18 protein-coding genes are annotated in these 18,231 nt (G+C 62.9%); 12 read left to right on the top strand and 6 right to left on the bottom strand.

Translation table 11 applies throughout. The annotated features are described in order from the left end of the window. Positions 1 to 362 precede the first annotated feature (362 nt). Both A3764_RS22320 and A3764_RS22315 read left to right on the top strand, forming a co-directional pair. Positions 363 to 974: a DedA family protein gene (locus A3764_RS22320; protein ID WP_067922024.1), complete on the top strand. Its 612-nt coding sequence runs from the start codon at positions 363 to 365 to the stop codon at positions 972 to 974. A 76-nt stretch (positions 975 to 1,050) separates the two neighbouring features. Further along, on the top strand, positions 1,051 to 2,700 hold the full coding sequence (locus A3764_RS22315; RefSeq protein ID WP_067922021.1) for an acetolactate synthase large subunit: 1,650 nt from the start codon (positions 1,051 to 1,053) through the stop codon (positions 2,698 to 2,700). Between the two features lie 21 nt (positions 2,701 to 2,721). Here A3764_RS22315 and A3764_RS22310 read toward each other — a convergent pair whose 3' ends face one another. Genes A3764_RS22310 through A3764_RS22285 form a run of 6 tightly spaced genes read right to left on the bottom strand, consistent with a single transcriptional unit; the run spans position 2,722 to position 8,709 of the window. Further along, positions 2,722 to 3,087 carry a Na+/H+ antiporter subunit G gene (locus A3764_RS22310; RefSeq protein WP_067922016.1) on the bottom strand — a complete coding sequence of 122 codons (366 nt, stop codon included), beginning with the start codon at positions 3,085 to 3,087 and terminating at the stop codon, positions 2,722 to 2,724. Beyond that, positions 3,084 to 3,353 carry a K+/H+ antiporter subunit F gene (locus tag A3764_RS22305; RefSeq protein ID WP_067922014.1) on the bottom strand — a complete coding sequence of 90 codons (270 nt, stop codon included), beginning with the start codon at positions 3,351 to 3,353 and terminating at the stop codon, positions 3,084 to 3,086. Before A3764_RS22305 ends, A3764_RS22310 begins: the two co-directional genes overlap by 4 nt. After that, positions 3,350 to 3,853 carry a Na+/H+ antiporter subunit E gene (locus tag A3764_RS22300; RefSeq protein WP_067922012.1) on the bottom strand — a complete coding sequence of 168 codons (504 nt, stop codon included), beginning with the start codon at positions 3,851 to 3,853 and terminating at the stop codon, positions 3,350 to 3,352. Before A3764_RS22300 ends, A3764_RS22305 begins: the two co-directional genes overlap by 4 nt. 1 nt (position 3,854) lies before the next feature. Next, positions 3,855 to 5,471 carry a monovalent cation/H+ antiporter subunit D gene (locus A3764_RS22295; protein ID WP_067922009.1) on the bottom strand — a complete coding sequence of 539 codons (1,617 nt, stop codon included), beginning with the start codon at positions 5,469 to 5,471 and terminating at the stop codon, positions 3,855 to 3,857. After that, the gene (locus A3764_RS22290; RefSeq protein ID WP_067922006.1) at positions 5,468 to 5,845 is read right to left on the bottom strand and encodes a Na+/H+ antiporter subunit C; all 378 of its coding nucleotides are present in this window, start codon (positions 5,843 to 5,845) and stop codon (positions 5,468 to 5,470) included. Before A3764_RS22290 ends, A3764_RS22295 begins: the two co-directional genes overlap by 4 nt. A gap of 2 nt (positions 5,846 to 5,847) precedes the next feature. Continuing rightward, on the bottom strand, positions 5,848 to 8,709 hold the full coding sequence (locus A3764_RS22285; RefSeq protein WP_067922004.1) for a monovalent cation/H+ antiporter subunit A: 2,862 nt from the start codon (positions 8,707 to 8,709) through the stop codon (positions 5,848 to 5,850). 224 nt (positions 8,710 to 8,933) lie between these two features. Between A3764_RS22285 and pcaF the strand changes: the two genes are divergently transcribed. Genes pcaF through A3764_RS22235 form a run of 10 tightly spaced genes read left to right on the top strand, consistent with a single transcriptional unit; the run spans position 8,934 to position 18,230 of the window. Continuing rightward, on the top strand, positions 8,934 to 10,139 hold the full coding sequence (pcaF, locus tag A3764_RS22280; RefSeq protein ID WP_067922002.1) for a 3-oxoadipyl-CoA thiolase: 1,206 nt from the start codon (positions 8,934 to 8,936) through the stop codon (positions 10,137 to 10,139). 29 nt (positions 10,140 to 10,168) lie between these two features. Then, positions 10,169 to 11,161 carry a 1,2-phenylacetyl-CoA epoxidase subunit PaaA gene (paaA, locus tag A3764_RS22275; protein ID WP_067922000.1) on the top strand — a complete coding sequence of 331 codons (993 nt, stop codon included), beginning with the start codon at positions 10,169 to 10,171 and terminating at the stop codon, positions 11,159 to 11,161. 4 nt (positions 11,162 to 11,165) lie between these two features. Then, the gene (gene paaB, locus A3764_RS22270) at positions 11,166 to 11,510 is read left to right on the top strand and encodes a 1,2-phenylacetyl-CoA epoxidase subunit PaaB (protein WP_082851046.1); all 345 of its coding nucleotides are present in this window, start codon (positions 11,166 to 11,168) and stop codon (positions 11,508 to 11,510) included. A 29-nt stretch (positions 11,511 to 11,539) separates the two neighbouring features. Then, positions 11,540 to 12,262 carry a 1,2-phenylacetyl-CoA epoxidase subunit PaaC gene (gene paaC, locus A3764_RS22265; RefSeq protein WP_067922083.1) on the top strand — a complete coding sequence of 241 codons (723 nt, stop codon included), beginning with the start codon at positions 11,540 to 11,542 and terminating at the stop codon, positions 12,260 to 12,262. Then, positions 12,256 to 12,723, top strand: coding sequence for a 1,2-phenylacetyl-CoA epoxidase subunit PaaD (gene paaD / locus A3764_RS22260; RefSeq protein ID WP_067921998.1), 468 nt, complete (start codon positions 12,256 to 12,258; stop codon positions 12,721 to 12,723). Before paaC ends, paaD begins: the two co-directional genes overlap by 7 nt. Before the next feature lie 3 nt (positions 12,724 to 12,726). Next, complete coding sequence (locus A3764_RS22255; RefSeq protein ID WP_067921995.1) at positions 12,727 to 13,791, top strand: 2Fe-2S iron-sulfur cluster-binding protein; 1,065 nt, start codon at positions 12,727 to 12,729, stop codon at positions 13,789 to 13,791. Positions 13,792 to 13,800: 9 nt separating this feature from the next. Continuing rightward, positions 13,801 to 15,825 carry a phenylacetic acid degradation bifunctional protein PaaZ gene (paaZ, locus tag A3764_RS22250; RefSeq protein WP_067952118.1) on the top strand — a complete coding sequence of 675 codons (2,025 nt, stop codon included), beginning with the start codon at positions 13,801 to 13,803 and terminating at the stop codon, positions 15,823 to 15,825. After that, on the top strand, positions 15,815 to 16,597 hold the full coding sequence (locus A3764_RS22245) for a PaaX family transcriptional regulator C-terminal domain-containing protein (protein ID WP_067922218.1): 783 nt from the start codon (positions 15,815 to 15,817) through the stop codon (positions 16,595 to 16,597). The genes paaZ and A3764_RS22245 overlap by 11 nt, the downstream gene beginning before the upstream one ends. A gap of 59 nt (positions 16,598 to 16,656) precedes the next feature. Continuing rightward, a complete protein-coding gene (locus tag A3764_RS22240; RefSeq protein WP_067922215.1) occupies positions 16,657 to 17,271 on the top strand; it encodes a ribonuclease D in 615 nt (204 codons plus the stop codon). Beyond that, a complete protein-coding gene (locus tag A3764_RS22235) occupies positions 17,268 to 18,230 on the top strand; it encodes a KpsF/GutQ family sugar-phosphate isomerase (protein WP_067922214.1) in 963 nt (320 codons plus the stop codon). Before A3764_RS22240 ends, A3764_RS22235 begins: the two co-directional genes overlap by 4 nt. The last annotated feature ends 1 nt before the right edge of the window (position 18,231 follow it).

The following is an 18,231-nucleotide window of genomic DNA, read 5'->3' as shown; positions in this document are numbered from 1 at the left end:
GGCTTTCGGAAAGTCGGGCGCGCTTCGGGCCAGCCGCGGTGCGCATCCGAATACCCGCGGTCACGAAAGGATAGTTTTGGGCCGGGGGCCGAAGGGCCGCCATCTGTCCGCAATTCGGAACCATAGACCCCACGAAGGGTTGGTCATGGGAAGACAGATAGACAGACATGCAAATGGGGGGTCCGCCATGTTCGCGTTCTTAGCAATCGTTCTTTGTACCAGTCTTATCGCCCTTGCCCTGCGCGCAGTCGCAACGGCGCCCGCGCCGGCCCGCGTCCCGGCACGAAAGCCCGGCACCACACATCGCTGAACGCAGTCGGGCAGAGGCCCGGCGCCATCGCTCAGATTGATCAGGAGACCTCATGTTCGACTGGATCACCGGTCTTTTGGACCAGTTCGGATACTTTGGGGTCGGCTTCCTGATGTTCGCGGAGAATGTCTTTCCGCCGATCCCGTCCGAACTGATCATGCCCCTGGCGGGGTTCCTGACCTACGAAGGCAATCTGAATTTTTTTGCCGTCCTTGTGGCAGGCAGTATCGGTTCGCTTCTCGGAACCGGCCTTTGGTATCTTGGCGCACGGAAGATCGGGCGCAGGCGGGTCCGCGAATTCATTGCCCGCCATGGCCGCTGGCTTACCATCACCCTCGAAGACCTTGACCGGGCATCGGACTGGTTTGAACGCCACGGTCGCGGGGCCGTGCTGATCGGCCGTATGGTCCCGGGCATCCGAACGGTCATTTCAGTGCCCGCGGGTTTGACCGGCATGGCGGTAACGCCGTTCCTCGTCTACTCCCTGATCGGTACCCTGATCTGGAACCTTCTGCTCACCGGTCTGGGCTATGCGCTGGGAAGCCAGTACGATCTCGTCCAGACCTACCTCAATCCCGTCTCCAACATCATCTTCGCCGCAATAGCGCTGCTTTACGTGTACCGGCTGGTGAGGGGGAAGGGCAAAACACCTCGAGAGCCGTGAACTGTCCCGCCCCGGCACCTTCGGCCCATGGTGTCGGCCGGGAGCCGACCTTTTCACGCATCTGCAAGGAGACCTCATGAAAGCATCCGATCTTTTCGTCCGCTGCCTCGAAGCGGAAGGTATCACACGTATCTACGGCCTTCCGGGGGAAGAGAACGCCGATCTGATGATCTCCCTCCAATCTTCGAAGATCGAATTCATCCTGACCCGGCATGAACAGGCCGCGGCATTCATGGCCTCTGTCCATGGGCGGCTGACTGGCGAGGTGGGCGTTTGCCTCGGCACGCTCGGCCCCGGGGCGACCAACCTCATGACAGGCGTTGCCGACGGGAACATGGACCGCGCGCCGCTTCTGGTGATCACGGGACAGGGCGCGCTTACCCGGCAGCACAAGGAAAGCCATCAGGTGGTGGATGTGGTGGACCTCTATACCCCCATCACGAAATGGTCCTGCGCGGTGAACGCTGGCGAAAACATTCCGGAAATCGTAAATCGCGCGGTAAAGCTCGCCGTCGCCGAAAAGCCCGGCGCCACGCATATCGAACTGCCCGAGGATATCGCCGCGACAGAGGTGGAGATGACGCCGATGCGCCCTGCCCGCCCGCGCCGCCCGGTTCCCGAAGAAAGCCTGATCGATGATGTGTGGGAGCGGATCCAGAGCTCCAAAAGCCCCCTGATCATCGCGGGCAACGGCGCGATCCGGACCCGCGCCAGCGCGGCGCTGACCGAATTCTCCCGCGCGACAGGCATCGGCGTGCTGATGACCTTCATGGCGAAGGGCGCGGTGGATATGGATGACCCGCAATGCCTCTTTACCGTGGGCATGGGCCAGCGGGATTTCACGCAACTAGCCATAGATGCGGCGGATCTCGTTATCACGGTGGGCTATGACGTCGTGGAATACGGGCCGGAAAAGTGGAACGCCGAAGCGAAGACGGATGTGATCCACATGGATTTCCTCCCCGCTGAAAGCGACCGGCACTATCAGCCACAGTTCGAGGTTGTCGGCGATCTGGCCCATGGTTTGCGCATGTTGAACGAACGTGTCGCACGCGATGGCGCCCCCGACTTCGACCTGCGCGCGCAGGCCAAGCTGCGTGAAAAGATGCTTTCGGAATTCGCGGAACATGCGGAGGACAAAACCGAAGGCAGCATTCGCCCGCAAAAGGCCATCGCCGATGTCCGCGCCGTTCTGAAGCCAGAGGATATCCTGCTGTCAGGCGTAGGGGCGCACAAGATGTGGGTTGCCCGGCACTATCAGTGCCACAAACCCGGCACCTGTATCATTTCCAACGGATTCAGTTCCATGGGAATGCCATTGCCCGGCGCCATCGCAGCCACCCACGCCCGGCCCGAAGCTAGGATCATGGCCGTCGTGGGCGATGCGGATATCATGATGAACCTGCAGGAGATGGAGACAGCGAGCAGGCTCGGCTCCGACATCACCATGCTGGTCTGGGAGGACAAGGCCTATGGCCTCATCGAATGGAAGCAGGAGGAGGAGTTCGGCAAACATACCGATCTTTCCTTTGGCAATCCCGATTGGCTGAACCTTTGCACCGCGATGGGCTGGAAGGGCGATCGCTGCGAAAATGCCGCCGATCTGCAGGACGCGCTTCGCGAGGCACTGGATCACAAGGGACCTGCGCTCGTCGTGATCCCCATCGACTACCGTGAGAACATGAAGCTGTCAGAGCGCCTCGGAAAGATCGACACGACCTTCTGAAAAGGGCTCACCCCCGGTCGATCAGCCCGGTTCGTCGACCTTTTCGAGCGTGGCCCAGACTTTGTCGGGTTCGGGCTGGGGCAGCGCGTCCTTGTTGTGTTTGCGGTGGATATGCACCTTCGCGATAAAATGCGCAGAGATCGGGGCGGTCACGAAAAGAAACGCCATGATCAGCACCTCATGCAGCGAAGGTTCCCCCCGCACGTAGGAATCGAGGATGGAGGCCAGCAGGAGTGACCCGACCCCCAGCGTGGAAGCCTTCGTCGGTGCGTGGAGACGCGCCATCGGGGTGCGCAGTTTCAGCAGCCCGATGGATCCCACAAGGGTGAATGCTCCGCCGACAAAGAGGAAGATCACGGTGGCGATGGCAAGGATATCTTCGATCATTCGATGATGTCCCCCCGCAAGACGAAGCGCGCAAGCGCCACGGTGGAAACGAACCCGAGCATGGCGAAGATCATACCGCTTTCGAAATAGATCTGCGTGCCCCACTTCAGCCCGATAAGCACGATGAGCGCGATAGCGTTGATGACCATGGTATCGAGCGCAAGGATACGATCCCCGATATGCGGCCCGATGATCAGCCTGACCATCGCCAGAAGTTGTGCGAGGCCTGCGGCGAAAAGCGCAAAGTAGAAGGCGATCTCGATCACTGGAAAATCTCCTTCAGCCGGCGTTCATAGCGGTTCTTGATGTCGTCGCGGACGGCGTCGGGGTCGGGCGCGTGGAGGGCATGTACGAGCAGCGAGCGTCCGTCGCGGGACAGATCGGCGCTGAGCGTGCCGGGGGTCAGCGTGATCGTTCCGGCCAGCATGGTGATCGCCTCGGGCGCCCGCAGTTCGAGCGGGATTTCCACCCATGCCGACTTGATGTTCCGGTTCGGCTTGAACAACACGATGAGCGCCACAACCACATTGGCAACAAGGATGTCCCAGATCACGATCACCGCGTAGGTCAGCAGCTTGAAGGGCCGGGGAACGGCGGGCCGATCCGGCCAATAGGCCGCCGTGGCCGCAGGGATGATCCACCCCAGAAAAAGGCCGACCACGAAGGTGCCCAGCGATACGCTGTTGTTCAGCAGCGCCCAGACCGCCACCAGAAGGACCGTCAGCAGCGGATGCGGCAAGAGCCGGTTCAAGACGCGTGAACGCATATCAGTGGCCTCCTTCATCTGGCTTGTCCGAGGTCTTCTTCTTCGGATCACCGGCGTCCTTGGCCTTCCCGATGATCCGCCCCTCGGTCTCCAACACCTTGGTGATATAGGGCTGCGGCGCGAAAAGTTGCGCAACGGTGGCATCCGTCACCCGTGTGAGCGGACCGGCAAAGACAGTGACGACCACGACATAGCCCAGCAGGATCCCCACGGAGGTCATCGGCAGGACGCTGTTGCGGGGTGGCGGCATCGTCCCCTCCGGCGCCTCCTCCGGCGGGACCGGGTCGGCATCCTGATAGGCCTTCCAGAAAATCTGCGATCCCGCGCGCCCGAAACCCACCACGGCGACCAGTGACGAAATCAGGATGACGGCCCAGATCCACCAGATCAAGTCACTGTCCAAGGCCGCATCCAGCACCAGCAACTTGCCGACGAAGCCGGAAAGCGGCGGAAGGCCGCAAAGCGCAATGGCCGCGACAAAGAACATTCCCGCCATTAACGCCCCGCCCCGCAGGGGGGGTGCGACTTGTTCCAGCCGTCCTTCTGCGGCCCGGCGGTCACGGATGACATCGACCAGAAGGAAAAGCGCTGCGGCTGTGAACGTCGAATGCACCGCGTAATAAAGCGCCGCCGATATCCCCTCGGGCGTGAAGATCGCCACGGCGGCCAGCAGCATGCCCATGGAACCGATAACGGAAAAGGCGACGAGCCGTCCTATCTCCCGCGCGCCCAGCACCCCGATCATCCCCAGCGCCAGTGTCGCCAGGGCGGCGGGCAAAAGCCAAGTTCCGAACAACCCCGTCGTCAGATCAAGGTCCGGCGGAAAGACCAGCGTATAGAACCTAATGATGCCATAAGCCCCCACCTTGGTCATGATCGCAAAGAGCGCCGCGACAGGCGCGGGCGCTTGGGCATAGCTCGCCGGGAGCCAGAAATGCAGCGGCAGAAGCGCCGCCTTCACCGCGAAGACACCCAGAAGCAGAACGCTCGCCACCCGGATCCCCGCCGTATCGCCCGCATCCAGCGCCGCGACCCGCCCTGCAAGGTCTGCCATGTTGAGCGTTCCGGTCTCGGCATAGAGCGTGCCCAGCGCAAAGAGAAAGAGCGTGGAGCCCAGCAGGTTGTAGAGGACATACTGCGTGCCCGCGCGCAGCCGCTCTGCCCCGCCGCCATGGATCATCAGCCCGTAGGAGGCGATGAGCAGCACTTCGAAGAACACGAAAAGGTTGAAGGCATCCCCGGTGAGAAACGCCCCCATGATCCCCATGAGCTGGAACTGGAACAGCGCATGGAAATGTCGCCCCCGGGCATCCCAGCCGGATCCCACAGCATAAAGCAGGACCGGCACAGCCAGCAGCGCCGTCAGCAGGACCATCAGCGTCGCCAGCCGGTCAGCCACGAGGATGATGCCGAAAGGCGCCTTCCACGCCCCCAGTTGATAGATCGAAATCGTGCCGTCCGACGCCTGCCAGAACAGCCCGAGCGCGAGCGCCAGCAGCCCGAACGTGCTGGCGATCGACAGCACGCGCGCCAGCATCTGGTGGTGACGCGCAACCAGTACGATGATCGCGGCCATCATCGCTGGCAACACGACCGGCAAAACCGTCCAATGCATCATGACGGCGCCTCCCCGCGCTTTGCCTCCGGCGCGGGCTGCGCTTCGGGTTGCGTGGCGGGCGCGTCCACCAGATCGTCATCACAGCTGAGGTAGGACCCCAGCGCGATAATGACGACAACCGCGGTCATGCCGAAGGAGATCACGATGGCCGTCAGCACAAGAGCCTGCGGCAACGGGTCGGTGTAGACCTCGACCCCATCCTGCAGGATCGGGGGCGCGTCCACCGCCAGACGCCCGGCGGTAAAGAGAAACACGTTCACCGCATAACTGAGCAGAGACGTACCGATAATGACCGGAAAGGTCCGCAGGCGCAGCACCATGTAGATGCCGGCGGCTGTCAGCGCACCGATGGCAGTAGCGACCAGAAGCTCCATGTTCAGCCCCCTTCCCGTTCGGCGGCAGCATCGCGGGACGGGTCGATATCCATCGCGTGTTCGCTGACGGCGGTCCCGGCCCGGCGACCCAGCCGCGAAAAGCTTTCAAGCGACAGCATCACCGCGCCCACGACCGCAAGGAATACGCCAAGGTCAAAGCCCATGGCGGTCGCCAGTTCGAATTCGGCCATCGGCGGTATCTGGAAATAGCCATAGGCGGATGTCAGGAACGGCTGACCGGCGAACCATGCGCCAATGCCCGTCAGCCCCGCGACCAGCACCCCCGCGCCGATGATGCCATGGTAAGGATAACGCTGCCGTTGCGCGGCCCAGGCGAAACCGCTCGCCATGTATTGCATCACCACGGCAATCGCGACGATGAGCCCCGCGATGAATCCGCCGCCCGGATCATTGTGACCCCGCAACAGGATGTAGACACCGACCATCAGCACCACGGGCATCATCACGCGGGTCAGCACCACCATCATCAACGGATGCGGATCCCCGGCGCGGCGTTCCTCGAACCGGCGGTTCAGCAGCTTGGCGCGGACAGGGCCGGATAGCAGCGCCTCGGTCAGCGCGTAGATCACCAGCGCCGCGATCCCCAGCACGATAATCTCGCCGAACGTATCGAAGCCCCGGAAATCCACGAGGATGACGTTGACGACGTTGGTGCCGCCCCCGCCCTTGTAGGAATTGGCGAGGTGGTATTCGGCAATGGTCTCCGCCGAAAAGTCCGACAGCATCATGGTATAAACCAGCGCCGCAGCCGCAGCGCCCCCAGCCAGTGCAATCGTCCCGTCACGCAGCCGCCGCCCGGCGGAGGATTCCGCGGGGGATCGGTTCGGCAGGAAGTTCAGGGCCAGCAACAGCAGAATGATCGTCACAACCTCGACAGAGATTTGCGTAAGCGCGAGGTCCGGGGCCGAGAAGAAATTGAAGCCGATGGATACCATCAGGCCGATCACACCCATCAGGATCAGAACGGCCAGCCGGTTCCGGTGTACCGCGACGAGGAAACCGGTTGCCGCCACCAGCATCGCCCATGCGGCCACGGCGTTGGGGGTGATGGGCAGCATCGTCCGGCTGAACGCCGCGTTGGAGCCGGTAACCCACGCATGCACCCCGATGGCGATCACGGTGACAAGGAAAATCGCCGCGTACCGGGTAAAGGCCCCGTTGTGCAGCCCCCCGGCCAAACGCTCTGCGCCAGACACGCAGCGGGCGATGACCCCGTCGAAGATATCCTTCGCCTCGGGCCTTGGCGCGGCGTTCCAGCCCCTCGCCAGCGGGGAGTAGAGCGCCAGCAGGATCAGACCGCCGACAAGCGCCCCGGCGGACATCATCAGCGCGGGATTGACCCCGTGCCAGATCTTCAGGTGCGTATCGGGCAGCTCCGCCGCGCTTCCGATCACCGCCCCCGTTACGAGTTTAACGAAGGGTTCGGCAAGGAAGGGCGCAACCCCGATCGCGACGACCGGAATGATCAGCAGGGCAGGCGGCAGCCAGAGGCCGACGCCCGGATCATGCGGCTTGGCGGGATAATCGTTCCGCACCGGCCCGAGGAAAGTATGGGCAATGAAACGGAAGGAATAGGCCGCCGAGAATACCGCGCCAAGCGTCGCAACGGCGGCCACCAGATAGGGCGACCCATAAAGCGTCACATGGGTGGCTTCCTCCAGCATCATTTCCTTCGACAGGAAGCCATTCAGCAGCGGTATGCCGGCCATGGACAACGCTCCCAGCGTCGCGATGGCGAAGGTCGCAGGCATCACCCGGGCGAGCCCGCCCAAACGCCTGATGTCGCGCGTATGCACCGCGTGATCGACGATACCCGCGCTCATGAAGAGCGCGGCCTTGAAACTGGCGTGATTCAGGATGTGGAACACCGCCGCCATCGCACCGAATGCTGTGCCGGTGCCCAGAAGGAACGTGATCAGCCCAAGTTGGCTGACGGTGGAGAATGCCAGCAGCGCTTTGAGGTCATTCTTGAACAGCGCGATGATCGCGCCCAGCACCATGGTCAGCAGACCCGCCGAACTGACGATGACGATCCATGCCTCGGTGCCCGACAGCACCGGCCAGAGCCGCGCCATCAGGAACAGCCCGGCCTTAACCATCGTGGCGGAATGCAGATAGGCCGAAACCGGCGTGGGTGCCGCCATGGCGTGCGGCAGCCAGAAATGGAAGGGGAACTGCGCGGACTTGGTGAAACACCCCAGGAGGATCAACAGAAGGGCCGGCAGATATAGCGGGGAATCCTGTATCAGCTCCCTGTTCTGCAGGATCACCGTCAGATCGAAACTGCCCGCGATATTGCCCAGCATGAGCATCCCGCCGATCATCGAAAGCCCGCCCATGCCGGTGACCGTCAGCGCCATACGAGCACCCCGCCGGCCCTCGGGCAGATGCTTCCAGAAACCGATCAGCAGGAAGGACGACAGCGAGGTAAGCTCCCAGAACACCAGCAACATCAGGATGTTGTCGCTGAGCACGATCCCGACCATCGCGCCCTGAAACAGCAGCAGATAGGTAAAGAACTCGCCCATGTTGTCGTTGCGCGACAGATAGGCACGCCCATAGGCGATGATCAGCAGCCCGATACCGAGGATCAGCGCCGCGAACATGAAGCCCAAAGGATCAAGGAAGAAATTCGCGTTCAGACCAAGCTGCGGCAGCCAGTCGATCCGTGCGGTGACCACCTCCCCCGCGAAGACGGCAGGCGCATGGGTCGCAAGCCCTATCGCGGCGACGAGCGTAACCAGAAAGGTTGCGTAAAAACAGGCCTGTCGGCCCGCCTGTATCATCAGACCCGGCAGCAGGGCGCCGATGAAGGGAAGAGCCACGATAAGAAACAACGACATGCGCGCGAACATGAAGGAAAGCGAAATGTTTGGAAATACCCCAATGGGTGTTTTCGGAGCGGCATATTCGCTTTGTCACAGTTGCCCCGCCGCACCAGAAGCGCGCGCAGGTCGCACGGCCCTCAATACGTTACGATCCTCTGGTTGTATGCGCGATTTCGTAACATTTATATTGTTGCGAATCGCAGGTAGCGGTACACTGATGACAATTTGGGAGAACGATAATGCAGGCATTCATCTGTGACGCGCAACGCACACCCATCGGGCGCTATGGTGGTGCGCTTTCGTCCGTCAGGGCTGACGATCTGGCGGCGGTACCGCTCGCTGCGCTGATGGAACGCAACAGTCAGGTGGACTGGTCCAGGGTCGACGATGTCGTGATGGGCTGCGCGAACCAGGCGGGGGAAGACAACCGCAACGTCGCCCGCATGGCCGTACTGCTGGCGGGGATGCCGGTGGATGTTCCGGGCGCCACGATCAACCGGCTCTGCGCGTCGGGCATGGATGCGGTGGGCACCATCGCCCGGGCGATCCGCGCCGGCGATATGGACCTTGGCATCGCGGGCGGTATCGAAAGCATGAGCCGTGCGCCCTTTGTCATGCCAAAAGCAGAAACCGCATTCTCCCGCAGCAATGCCGTTTATGACACCACGATTGGCTGGCGGTTCGTCAACCGCAAGCTGAAGGATCAATACGGCGTCGATTCCATGCCGCAGACCGCCGACAACGTGGCCGAGGACCATGACGTCAGCCGCGAAGATCAGGATGCCTTTGCCGCGCGCAGTCAGGAACGCTGGGCCGCCGCGGACAAAGCGGGCGTCTTCGCAGAGGAAATCGCCCCCGTCACCATTCCCCAGCGCAAGGGCGATCCCATCGTCGTCGACCGGGATGAACACCCCCGCCCCGACACGACGCTGGACAAACTGGGCAAACTGCGCGGCATCAACGGGCCGGACCTGACGGTCACCGCGGGCAACGCTTCTGGCGTGAACGACGGGGCCGCAGCACTTCTCATCGCGTCGGAGGCCGCGGCGAAAGATCAGGGGCTCACCCCCATCGCCCGGGTCGTCGCCATGTCCGCCGCCGGGGTCGAGCCCCGGGTCATGGGCATTGGCCCAATTCCGGCGTGCCGCAAGGCGCTGGACCGCGCTGGCCTCGGTATCGACCAGATCGACGTGATCGAACTGAACGAAGCCTTCGCCAGCCAGGGGCTCGCGACGTTGCGCGCGCTGGGCGTGGCGGACGATGACCCGCGGGTCAACGCCAACGGCGGCGCCATCGCCATCGGGCATCCGCTCGGCATGTCGGGGGCACGGCTGGTGATGACCGCTGCACTGCAACTCAAGCGGACAGGCGGGCGCTACGCGCTTTGCACAATGTGCGTTGGCGTGGGTCAAGGCGTGGCGCTGATACTGGAAAACGCAAGCTGAAGTCTCTTATCCTCGAAAGGATCTGAACCATGTATGCACAGATGATCAAGTCCACCGGAAAGGGCGTGAAATCCCTTGATGAGATGGATCCGCAGGAACGCGCCTTTCAGGAACGTATCGACGCGGGCGGCAAGATCGAACCGAAGGACTGGATGCCCGAGGGGTATCGCAAGAACCTGATCCGCCAGATCGGACAGCATGCGCATTCGGAAATCGTGGGCCAGTTGCCGGAAGGCAACTGGATCACCCGCGCGCCCACGCTGGAACGAAAGGCGATCCTGCTGGCAAAGGTTCAGGACGAGGCGGGCCATGGCCTCTACCTCTATTGCGCGGCAGAAACGCTCGGCGTCACGCGGGACCAGATGACCCGCGACCTGCTGTCGGGCAAGATGAAATATTCCTCGATCTTCAACTATCCCACGCTGACCTGGGCGGATATGGGCGCGGTCGGCTGGCTGGTCGACGGCGCCGCGATCATGAATCAGGTGCCACTGCAACGTACCTCCTACGGACCCTATGCCCGTGCCATGGTCCGCATTTGCAAGGAGGAATCCTTTCACCAGCGGCAGGGCTACGACATCATGATGAAGATGGCCAAGGGCACGCCCGCCCAGCGCAAGATGGCGCAGGATGCGTTGAACCGCTTCTGGTACCCGTCGCTGATGATGTTCGGCCCCTCCGACAAGGAATCCGTCCACTCGGCGCAGAGCATGGCGTGGAAAATCAAGATGAACACCAATGATGAGCTTCGGCAGAAGTTCGTCGATCAGACGGTGCCGCAGGCGGAATATCTCGGCCTCACGGTGCCTGACGAACACCTGAAATGGAACGAGGAGAAGGGCGGCTACGATTTCTCGGAACCCGACTGGGAAGAATTCTTCGACGTTCTGAAGGGCAATGGCCCCTGCAACACCGAACGGCTGGAAGCACGCAATAAGGCGTGGGACAACGGTCGCTGGGTGCGGGAGGGTCTGCTGGCCCATGCAGCCAAGAAACGCATCGCGAAACTGGCGGCGGAGTGAAGAGATGAGCAGCCCTGAATCCTCCCCCTATCGCGAAACCCATGCGGAAAAGCACGGCAAGGCCCGCGCCACCGAATGGCCCCTGTGGGAAATCTTCATCCGGGGCCAGCACGGGCTGAGCCATCGCCACGTGGGTAGCCTGCACGCGGCGGATGCCGAAATGGCGATCAAGAACGCGCGCGACGTCTATACCCGGCGCAACGAAGGGGTCAGCATCTGGGCCATCCCAGCAGAGGCCATCGCCGCCTCCTCCCCCGAAGACAAGGGCCCGATGTACGATCCGGCCAACGACAAGGTCTATCGCCACCCGACCTTCTTCGACATTCCAGATGAAGTGGGGGCCATGTGAGCGATCCGCTGTTCGAATACCTCTGCCGCATGGGGGACAATACGCTCGTCCTGGGGCATCGCGTGTCCGAATGGTGCGGGGTGGCACCGGTACTGGAAGAAGACATCGCGCTCGCGAATACCGCGCTCGATCTCATCGGTCAGACGCAACTTTGGCTCGGCCTCGCCGCCGAGGTCGAAGATGCCGGGCGCGACGCCGATGCACTGGCCTTCCGCCGCGATGTCTGGGACTTCCGCAACCTTCTGCTGGTGGAACAACCGAACGGCGATTTCGGGCGCACCATGATGCGGCAATTCCTGTTCGACGCATGGCATCTGCCGTATCTGACCGCCCTGATGGACTCGAAGGACGCGCGCATCGCCGCCATCGCCGAGAAATCGGCGAAGGAAGTGACCTATCACCTCGAACGTTCGACCGACACGGTGATCGGTCTGGGCGACGGCACCGAAGAAAGCCACAACCGCATGCAGGCGGCGCTGGACCGGCTGTGGCCCTATGTCGGCGAGATGTTCGTCGGCGACGCGGTCGACAGTTCCCTGCAGGAACGGGGCCTCGCGCCGGACCCGGCCAGCCTGCGCCCCGGCTATGACGAGCTGGTGGGCGATGTGTTCACGGCGGCCACGCTGAAGCGTCCCGAAGATGATTTTGCCCACAAGGGCGGCAAGACCGGTGCGCGCCACTCCGAACATCTGGGTCACATGCTGACGCAGATGCAATGGCTGCAACGGGCCTATCCGGACGCGACATGGTAATCGAACGCCCCTCCATAGACACGGTCTGGGGCTGGCTTTCCGAAGTCCCCGATCCCGAAATCCCCGTGATCTCGCTCACCGATCTGGGGATCGTCCGGGATGTCGCGTGGGCGGGCGATACGCTCGAAGTGACGGTCACGCCGACCTATTCGGGCTGCCCGGCTACGACGATCATCAACCTCGACATCGAAACGGCCCTCCGCGAACGCGGGGTGGAGAACATCCGCCTGAAACGCCAGCTTTCCCCCGCCTGGACAACCGACTGGCTGACAGCCGAGGGCCGCGAGAAGCTGGAGCGTTACGGCATCGCCCCGCCCCGTCCCGCAGGTGGGCCGGAACATTGCCCGCTGTGCAAATCGCCGGATGTGGAGCGGATCAGCCAATTCGGCTCCACCCCCTGCAAGGCGCAATGGCGCTGCCGCGCCTGTCTGGAACCCTTCGACTATTTCAAGTGCATCTGAACCATGTCCAGCTTTCATCCCCTCGAAGTCACCGACATCCATCATACCATCCGCGATGCGGTGGTTCTGACCCTGCGCCCGGAGGATCCGCAGGCCTTCGCCTTTCGTCAGGGGCAGTACCTGACATTCTCCAAGGATTTCGACGGGACAGAGGTTCGGCGCAACTATTCGATCTGCGCAGGCCTTGACGACGGCGAGCTGAAGGTCGGCATAAAGCGGGTCGATGGCGGCGCCTTTTCGACCTACGCGAACACGGAACTGAAGGTCGGTGATGTGCTCTATGCGATGCCGCCGCAGGGGAAATTCTTCACCGAGATCGAGCCCGACCGCGCCAAGGATTATATCGGTTTCGCGGGCGGCTCCGGCATCACGCCGATCCTGTCGATCCTCAAGACCGTGCTGAAGCGCGAACCGCAATCGACCTTCACGCTGGTCTACGCCAACCGCGCGGTGAACACGATCATGTTCCGCGAGGAGCTTGAGGACCTCAAGAACCGCTACATGGGCCGGTTGACCATCATTCACATGCTGGAATCGGGGCAGGACATCGACCTGTTCACCGGCCGGGTCGATGCCGAGAAATGCGCGCTGCTCTTCAAGCTCTGGATCGATCCCTCCAAGCTCGACACCGCCTTCATCTGCGGGCCCGAACCCATGATGCTCGCCATCGCCGAGGCGCTGAAGGCCCATGGCATGGACCCCGATCAGATCAAGTTCGAACTCTTCGGGGAAAGCCAGCAGGGCCGCCTTGCAAAGCGCGAAATGGAAAAGCGAAGCGAAAGCGCTGCTGGCACCGAAGTGACGGTGATCATAGAAGGCGCCCGCCGAAGCTTTACGATGTCACGCGGCCAGTCGGTGCTGGAGGCGGCACTGGAAAACAGTCTCGATGCGCCATTCGCCTGCAAGGCGGGGGTCTGTTCCACCTGCATGGGCAAGGTGCTGGAGGGCGAGGTCGAAATGCTGTCGAACCACGCGCTGGAGGATTACGAGGTCGAGCGTGGCTATGTGCTGACCTGTCAGAGCTACCCGGTCTCGGACAAGCTGACGATCGATTACGACACACATTAGGGGGCGCCGATGAAAGACGTTCACAGTTTTGCCGTCGGAAAATGGGTGCCGCCCGGCACAGATGCCCGCGACATTCGCAGCGCGATAGACAACATCCCGCTTGCCCGCGCCGGGGGCGGGGCCATCGACCCAGACGCCATGCTGCGCCATGCCCGCGAAACCGGCGGTCCGGCCCTGCGCGCCATGACGTTCCATGACCGGGCGCGGATGCTGAAGGCGCTGGCGCTCCATCTCAAGGAACGCAAGCAGCAGCTTTACGATGTGTCTTTCGATACCGGCGCCACGCAAGCAGATCACCTGATCGACGTGGATGGCGGCATCGGCACGATGCTCGTCTTCGCCTCCAAGGGACGGCGGGAAATGCCGGATGCGCATGTCTTCCTTGACGGTCCGGCGGAGCAGCTTGGCCGGGGTGGTCAATTCTTCGGGCGGCATATCTGCACCCCGTTGCAGGGCGCCGCCGTTCATATCAACGCCTTTAACTTCCCCGTCTGGGGCATGCTGGAAAAACTGGCGCCTACCCTGCTCGCCGGGATGCCCGCCATCGTGAAACCCGCAACGGCGACCTGTTATGTGACGGAAACCTGCGTGCGCCTGATGCTGGAGTCGGGCATCCTGCCCGAAGGTTCGCTCCAGTTCGTCGCGGGCGGGCTGGGCGATATGCTGGACAGGCTGGATTGTCAGGATACCGTTGCCTTCACCGGTTCCGCCGATACCGCGCTGAAGCTGCGCGGCAATCCCAACCTGCTGGCGCGCTCCGTCAGGTTCGCCGCCGAACAGGATAGCCTCAACGCCTCGGTGCTTGGCCCCGATGCAACACCGGGCACGCCGGAATTCGACCTCTTCGTTAGGGAGGTTCATCGCGAAATGACGGCGAAGGCCGGGCAGAAGTGCACCGCGATCCGCCGGATCATGGCCCCCGAACCGCTGGTGGCACCTTTGATCGAGGCGCTGAAGGAAAAGCTGGAAGCCACCCGCATCGGCGATCCGCGCGACAAGGACACGAAGATGGGCGCCCTCGTCTCCGCCGCACAAAAGCGCGACGTTTTGGAAAAGACAGCACTGCTGGCGCGGGAAGCCGAGCGTGTGTCGGGCGACCCGGACCGGTTCGAAGTTCACGGTGCGGATGCCGCGGCGGGTGCCTTCCTGCCACCGATGCTGTTTCATTGCACCGACCCCGATACCGCCAGCCGAGTGCATGATACCGAAGCCTTCGGCCCGGTTTCGACCGTTATGCCCTACCGCGACGTGGCACATGCGGCGCACCTGCTGAACCGCGGGCAAGGCTCGCTCGTCGCCTCTGTCATCACGCATGACGCAGGCTTTGCGCGGGACATCACCCTGAGTTCGGCGGCCTATCACGGGCGGCTCTACTTCGCCGACCGAACCTCCATGAAGGAAGCCACCGGCCACGGTGCCCCCCTGCCCCATATGGTGCACGGTGGCCCGGGTCGCGCGGGCGGCGGCGAGGAACTGGGCGGCATCCGCGGCGTCATGCACTACATGCAGCGCACCGCTGTTCAGGGCAGCCCCGACATGCTCAGCGTCATAGGCCAGCAATGGATACCCGGCGCGGCGGAGATCGACGACAGGGCGCATCCCTTCACCCGCAGCTTCACCGAACTGGAGCTGGGCGAAACATTCAACAGCGACAGCCGCGTGGTCACGCTCGACGATATCGAGACCTTTGCCCATTTCACCGGCGATACCTTCTACGCCCATATGGATGACGAAGCGGCGGCGGCCAATCCGTTCTTCCCGGGCCGGGTGGCGCATGGCTACCTGCTGCTCAGCTTCGCGGCGGGGCTGTTCGTGCAACCTGATCCCGGCCCCGTGCTGGCGAACACCGGGCTGGACAACCTGCGCTTCATGGCACCGGTACAGGCAGGCGACAGCATCAAGGTACGGCTCGTCGTCAAACAGAAAACACCCCGCAACGACGACTATGGCGAAATACGCTGGGACGTCACGCTGACGAACCAGAAGGGCGAAACCGTGGCCACCTACGATTTGCTGACGATGAATGCCGTCTGACGTTTTTACCCATACGGTCGCGGATCTGCGCACGCTCGGCGGTCAGCGGGTCTGGTCGCTGATGGTCAGCCTCTTCGGTGATCTGGCCCAGGCCGAAGGCGCGGGGATCGACGGGCCGGTCCTGTCGCGGATCATGACCGCAATGCAGATCAGACCGGAAGCCACAAGGGTGGCGCTCCACCGGCTGCGCAACGATGGATGGATCGCCTCAGAAAAGCGCGGGCGCATCAGCCGTCACACGCTCACCCCGCATGGCCGCAAGCTGAGCGCCGAGGCAAGCCCGGTGATCTACGCGGACCCATACGCCGGACCGGAGGAATGGAGCCTCGTCCTCCTCCCCCCCGACGCAACCGCGTCCGACGCGCTGGGGCAGGCGGGCTACATCCAGATCCTGCCCCGGCTTTATGCCAAACCGCCAGCCGCGTCTTTGCCCGCTGGGGCGCTGGAACTGCAGGCCAAGGATGCGCCCCCATGGCTGCGCGAAGCGGTAGAGCCTGCATGGCTGGCCGAGGATTATGCCGCGCTGGCCCGAACGCTTGGCGAACTGACGGAACGTTTGCCCCGCGATGCCAGCCTGTCGGCGGTCGAAACCGCGGTCCTGCGTTGTCTTGTCGTGCACAACTGGCGCCGACTGGTGCTCAAGCACAACTGGCCGCCGCGTGCGCTCGTGTCCCTCGACTGGGCCGGGCACCGCGCGCATATTCTGGTGGCGGACCTGCTGCAGCGCTTTCCGCGCCCTTCCCTTTCGGATATCGGCTGCAGCCGGAACTGATCCGCCCGGCCCGGAAACACGCGCTTTCCCAGCCGGTGTACGCGCTATATAGGAAGGCCATGACAAACCACGTTTACCAGAATGATCTTCCAGACGGTCTCGACCTCGGACCGATGGTCGCCGTCGATTGCGAAACCATGGGGCTGAACCCGCACCGGGACAGGCTTTGCGTCGTGCAACTGTCCGGCGGGGATGGCAACGCCCATCTTATCCAGATCGCTAAGGGCCAGACAGAGGCGCCCAACCTGCGCGCCATGCTGGAAAACCCCAAGGTGCTCAAGCTTTTCCATTTCGGTCGCTTTGATATCGCGGCGCTGCTGAATGCTTTCGGCGCAGAGACTGCGCCTGTCTATTGTACCAAGATCGCAAGCCGCCTGATCCGCACCTACACCGATCGTCACGGGCTGGCGAAATTGCTGCAGGAGCTCCTGAACGTGGACATTTCCAAGCAGCAGCAATCCAGCGACTGGGGCGCCGAGACGCTCACCGATGCACAGATCGACTACGCGGCATCCGACGTGCTTTACCTGCACCGGCTTCGGGATGAACTGAATGCCCGGCTTCTGCGCGAAGGACGCATGGAGCTTGCCCAGTCCTGCTTTGACTTCTTGCCGACCCGCGCTCGCCTCGACCTCGAAGGCTGGCCCGAGACCGACATCTTCGCGCACGCATGAGCACGCCTTTCATCGATACCGCACGGCGTGTGATCGAAGCCGAGGCCGATGCACTGACCACCCTCGCCGCCGGGCTCGATGACCGCTTTCGCGCAGCCATCGACCTGCTGAAGGATACGCGTGGCCGGGTCATCGTGACCGGCATCGGCAAATCCGGTCACATCGGCAAGAAGATCGCCGCAACGCTTGCCAGCACGGGAACGCCGGCCCAGTTCGTTCACCCCGCCGAAGCGAGCCACGGCGATCTGGGCATGATCACCTCTGCCGATGTGGTTCTGGCAATCTCGAACTCGGGCGAAGCGCCGGAACTGGCAAACCTGATCGCCTATTCCCGCCGCTATTCGATACCGCTCATCGGGATCACCAGCCGCGCGGAAAGCGCGTTGGGCGCTCAATGCGACGTGGTGCTGTTGTTGCCCCAGACAGGCGAAGCCTGCGGGACGGGGGTTGTGCCCACCTCCTCCACCACCATGACGCTGGCCTTGGGCGATGCGCTTGCCGTGGCGCTCATGGAAAACCGCAATTTCACGCCCGAACATTTTCGTGATTTTCACCCGGGCGGCAAACTGGGCGCGCAGCTCAGCCGCGTGTCCGACCTGATGCACCGGGAAGAGGCGCTGCCGCTGATCACACGCGACACGCCCATGACCGACGCGCTGATAGAGATCAGCCAGAAGGGGTTCGGCGTCGTGGGCGTGACGGACGAGGCGGGTGCTCTCAGGGGGGTCATCACCGATGGCGACCTACGCCGCCATATGGACGGGCTGCTATCGCTTTCCGCCGGGGACGTGATGACCAAGACCCCCACGACCATCGGGCCGGGGGCGCTTGCGGAACAGGCCGTGGGGATCATGAACGCGCGCAAGATCACCTGCCTCTTCGTCGTCGATCCCGCGGGCACGGGGCAGCCCGAAGGGCTGATCCACATTCACGACTGCCTGCGCGTCGGGCTGGGCTGAG

The sequence above is a fragment of the Sulfitobacter sp. HI0129 genome, assembly GCF_001635395.1.
Classification (GTDB): domain Bacteria; phylum Pseudomonadota; class Alphaproteobacteria; order Rhodobacterales; family Rhodobacteraceae; genus Sulfitobacter.
This window is presented reverse-complemented; position numbering and strand designations above follow the sequence as displayed.